The 4,421-nt window shown below is 66.8% G+C and carries 5 protein-coding genes; 1 reads left to right on the forward strand and 4 read right to left on the reverse strand.

The genetic code is table 11. The features are described from left to right. The 4 genes from HOQ08_RS14480 to pilG form a co-directional block, all read right to left on the reverse strand. Window positions 1-1,880: methyl-accepting chemotaxis protein (locus HOQ08_RS14480; RefSeq protein ID WP_291196404.1), on the reverse strand; the 1,880-nt coding region annotated here is incomplete at its 3' end. 118 nt (window positions 1,881-1,998) lie between these two features. Further along, window positions 1,999-2,544, reverse strand: coding sequence for a chemotaxis protein CheW (locus HOQ08_RS14485; RefSeq protein ID WP_291196407.1), 546 nt, complete (start codon window positions 2,542-2,544; stop codon window positions 1,999-2,001). Next, window positions 2,541-2,912 carry a response regulator gene (locus HOQ08_RS14490; protein ID WP_291196409.1) on the reverse strand — a complete coding sequence of 124 codons (372 nt, stop codon included), beginning with the start codon at window positions 2,910-2,912 and terminating at the stop codon, window positions 2,541-2,543. Before HOQ08_RS14490 ends, HOQ08_RS14485 begins: the two co-directional genes overlap by 4 nt. Window positions 2,913-2,947: 35 nt before the next feature. Beyond that, the gene (gene pilG / locus HOQ08_RS14495; RefSeq protein WP_091337506.1) at window positions 2,948-3,304 is read right to left on the reverse strand and encodes a twitching motility response regulator PilG; all 357 of its coding nucleotides are present in this window, start codon (window positions 3,302-3,304) and stop codon (window positions 2,948-2,950) included. A 384-nt stretch (window positions 3,305-3,688) separates the two neighbouring features. On the opposite strand from pilG, the gene gshB reads away from it, so the two are divergent. Then, window positions 3,689-4,421 (forward strand): glutathione synthase (gshB, locus tag HOQ08_RS14500; protein WP_291196412.1); only part of this gene is annotated, 733 nt, incomplete at its 3' end.

Raw genomic sequence — 4,421 nt, forward strand, 5'->3', positions numbered from 1 at the left:
GCCGCCGCGGACTGCTGGCGCGCCGCGGTGGAGATGTTCTGAATCAGCGCCGACAGGTCGTGCGAGACGCGCTCGATGTCGCCCAGCGCGCTGCCGGCGTCCTCGGCCAGGCGCGCGCCGGCGACCACCTCGGCGGTGGTCTGCTCCATCGAGTTCACCGCCTCGTTGGTGTCGGACTGAATGGTCTGCACCAGCGTCTCGATTCGCTTGGTCGCGCTGGCGGAGCGTTCCGCCAGGCGCTGCACTTCGTCCGCCACCACCGCGAAGCCGCGACCCGCCTCGCCGGCCGAGGCCGCCTGGATGGCCGCGTTCAACGCCAGAATGTTGGTCTGTTCGGCAATGTCGTTGATCAGTTCCACGATCGAGCCGATTTCCTGCGAGGACTCGCCCAGGCGCTTGATGCGCTTGGAGGTCTCCTGGATCTGGTCGCGGATCGAGTCCATGCCCGAGATGGTCTCGCGCACCACTTCGGCGCCGCGCGAGGCGATCTGCACCGAGCGTTCGGCCACGTCGGCCGACTCGGCCGAGTCCTTGGACACGTTGTCCATCAGGCTCGCGATCTGGTTGATCGCCGAGGTCGCCGTGCTGATCCGCTGCGCCTGGCTCTGCGCCGCATCGGCCAGGTGGCGCGCGGTGGTCTGGGTTTCCTGCGCCGAGGAGGACACCTGCTCGGAGGTCTCGTTGATGGTGGTCACCAGGGTGCGCAGCTCGTCGATGGCGTAGTTCACCGAGTCGGCGATCGCGCCGGTGATGTCCTCCGAGACCGTGGTCTTGACGGTCAGGTCGCCTTCGGCGAGCGAGCCCATCTCGTCCAGCAGGCGCATGATCGCCTCCTGGTTGCGCTGGTTGAGCTCGGTCGAATCCTGGAAGCGCTTGCGCTGGTCGCGCACCAGGGTGACCACCAGCAGCAGCGCGAAGGCCACCGCGCCGATGGCACCGATCACGCCCCACCACACGTTCGGGAACAGGCGGCGGAACGGCAGCTTGCCGATCTGGTCGGACAACTCGTTGGCACGCAGCAGTACGTTCTGCGAATCCAGCGAGGCCTGGTTGCCGGCATTCTTTACGTCGACGATGGCGCTGGCGGCGACCACCAGCTTGGCGATCGGATCGGCCAGCGCATCCCAGCTGGCCTGCATTTCCGTGAGGATCTTGCGCGCGTTGGCGTCGCCCATGGCCTTGACGCCGGCATCGGGGTTGCCGTCGGTAAGGCCCTTGAGAACGGTACCGTACAGCTGTGCGTCGCGCGCCAGGCCGTCAGCGGCGGCCTGGGCTGCGTCGCCGCCCTGCAGCACCTCCTGCACGCGGCGGGTCATGCGGTCGGCCAGCAGCATCTGGCGCGAGGAGCCGAGCATCTGCTCGGCGCTGCCGTTGCGCTGCTGCAGGATGTTGGTGACCTGGTCCATGCTCGAGTTGAGCAGCGGCATCTGCTGGGAGAGCTTGTCGGCACGCTGCGCCGAGTCGAGCACCACCGCCTTGTTGGACAGGATCTTGCGGATGTCGCCGTCGAACTGGCCCCAGGCATTGACCAGCGCCGTCACGGCACGCCCGGCAGGCGTGGTGTTGCCGTCGCTGTAGGCCTGCATGCCACCCTTGGCGTCGCCCTTGGTGAGCTTCTGCACCGCCGAGTCGATGGCATTGCGGGTGCTGTCCAGTTCCTTGAAGGAGTCGACGTTGCCGCCGGCGGCCTCCAGCGCATACTTGGCCGTCTGCTGCGATAGCACCTGGATCTGCGTGGTCAGCGCGCTGGCCTGGCGGTCCTCGCCGTTCTTCTGGTTGAGCAGGAAGAAATCCAGCGCCGCGAAACCGATTGCGATCAGCAGCAGGACGATGAGGCCGGTATAGCCCCGTTCCTTGCCGATGCCCCCTGTAGTGCTCATCGTTACACCTCTTCCGTCTTGCTTCCTGCCGGGCTGCGCTGCATCGGCGCCGCCGCGGCGGGAACCTCTCGCCCCTGTTTCCGGCCACGCACGGCGCCGGCCCTACCCATCTTGCGCGTCAGGCCGCGGCCTGACGGAAATCCGGTGCGCGCACCAGCCGGTTCATGCTGAACACGCCCAATTGCTGGATGCCTACCTCGACCCGCTCCTCGACGAAGCGCGTCAACCGCGGATCGTCCTCGGCCATCGCCTCGCGGCGCTGCTCCTGGTCGACCGTGCGCTGGCCGAACACCTCGTCGACCATCAGCGCCACGCTGCCGCCGCCCTGGCGCACGATCAACAGGCGCGTGCGCTCGGTCGGCTGGGTGCGCTCGCCGAACAGGAAGCGGCCGAAGTCGATCACCGGCACGAGGTTGCCGCGCACGTTGGCGACGCCCAGCAACCAGGGCTGGGTGAGCGGCACCGGGGTCAGCACCGGCACCGCCAGCAATTCGTTGATCTCGTCGATGCCGCTGACGAACAGGCGCGCCCCCACCCGGTAGCCGATGCCGCGCCACAGGCCGGGCGCCTCCATCTTGTCCTGCACCTCCAGCGCGTGCGCCAGCGAAAGGCGCTCGTAGCGGGCCAGGGTCTCGAACGGGGTGAGGTTGGCGGCTTGGTTCATGCCGCGCTCGGCAGCAGGTCGTTGATGCAGGTCAGCAGTTCCTTCTCGTTGACCGGCTTGGTGATGAACGCGCGCGCGCCCTGGCGCAAGCCCCAGACGCGGTCGGTTTCCATCGACTTGGTGGTGATCATCACGATCGGCACGGTCGAGGTGGCCGGATCGCGCGTGAGCGTGCGCGTGGCCTGGAAGCCATTCATGCCGGGCATGATCACGTCCATGATGACCAGGTCGGGCAGCTCGGCGCGAACACGCTCGATGCCTTCCTCGGCGGTGCTGACGGCAACGACCTGGTAGCCGGCCTTCTCGAGCAGCGTGGTGAACACGCGCACGTCGGTCGGCGAGTCGTCGATGATGAGAATCTTTGCCACAGGTCTCCCCTATAAGACACTGCAGTCAGTGGCTTTCAAACCGTGCTGACGTGACGATGGATGGCGCCAAGCAGTTCGTCGCGGGTGAACGGCTTGGTGAGGTACTGCTCGGCGCCGACGATGCGGCCGCGGGCCTTGTCGAACAGGCCGTCCTTCGAGCTCAGCATGATCACCGGCGTGGCGCGGAACTGCGGGTTGTTCTTGATCAGCGCGCAGGTCTGGTAGCCGTCCAGCCGCGGCATCATGATGTCGACGAAAATGATCGCCGGCTTCTGGTCGGAGATCTTCGCCAGCGCCTCGAAGCCGTCGACGGCGGTGAGCACGTCGCAACCTTCCTTCTTGAGCAAGGTTTCGGCCGTGCGGCGAATGGTCTTGGAGTCATCGATCACCATGACCTTCAGACCGGACAAGCCGTTGTCGCTCGTGTTCAAGTTCACTCAACCCCCCCCTGCTGCCCGCCCAAGGCTCAGGTATGGCACCTGAGGCCAGGCGAACGCTGGCCGTGGTGCATGTAAAGAAACCCAACTTGTTAATGTTGTTGCGCCCCGATTGCCGGCAACGCACTCAATGCATTGCTGTTTACCGCCTGACCGCAGCGGCGTCAAGCAAAATGAAGGCCTTAGCACCGGTCTTGTGCGGCCATCGGCAAACACGTCAGTTCTTGAGCAGGCGCGTCAGAACTTGCCGCTACGCGCGCGCTCGGCGACCATCCACGTCCCTGCGCACGCCGCCCCGAACCGCTGGTCCGCGTGCCCTCCCGCCATGGAGCATTTTTCATGCCGCTTTCGGTTGCCGTGCTGATGGATCCCATCGGCGCCATCAAGATCGCCAAGGACACCAGCTTCGCGATGCTGCTGGAGGCGCAGCGTCGCGGCCACGCGCTGCACTACATGGAACAGGGCGACCTGGCGCTGCGCGACGGCGCGCCCTTCGCCCGCCTGCGGCCGCTGTCGGTCCGCGAGGACCCGTCCGGGTGGTACGCGCTGGGCGAACGCCAGTGGCGGGACCTGCGCGAGATGGACGTGGTGCTGATGCGCAAGGACCCGCCGGTCGACGCGCAGTTCATCTACGACACGATGGTGCTGGATGCGGCCCGCCGCGGCGGCGTGCAGGTGATCAACCACCCGCAGGCGCTGCGCGACTGCAACGAGAAGCTGTTCACGCTCGAGTTTCCGCAGTGCATCGCGCCTACCCTGGTCTCGCGCGACGCCGGCGAACTTCGCCGCTTCGTGGCCGAGCACGGCGAAGCGGTGCTCAAGCCGCTGGACGGCATGGGCGGGCGCGGCATCTTCCGCGTGAGGGCCGGCGACAGCAACCTGAACTCCATGCTGGAGACGCTGCTGGCCGGCGGCATGCACGGCGAAGGCAAGCACTTCGCCATCGCGCAGAAATTCATCCCGGCGATCAGCGCCGGCGACAAGCGCATCCTGCTGATCGACGGCGAGCCGGTGCCCTACGCGCTGGCGCGCATCCCGCAGGGCGACGAGTTCCGCAGATCGGAAGAGCGTC

It is taken from the genome of Frateuria sp. (assembly GCF_013362045.1).
Lineage (GTDB): Bacteria > Pseudomonadota > Gammaproteobacteria > Xanthomonadales > Rhodanobacteraceae > Frateuria_A.

Bases quoted from the DNA above. Each gene is read 5' to 3' on its own strand.
- HOQ08_RS14485 (WP_291196407.1), bottom strand. From the start codon at position 2,544: ATGAACCAAGCCGCCAACCTCACCCCGTTCGAGACCCTGGCCCGCTAC.
- pilG (WP_091337506.1), bottom strand. From the start codon at position 3,304: ATGGTGATCGATGACTCCAAGACCATTCGCCGCACGGCCGAAACCTTG.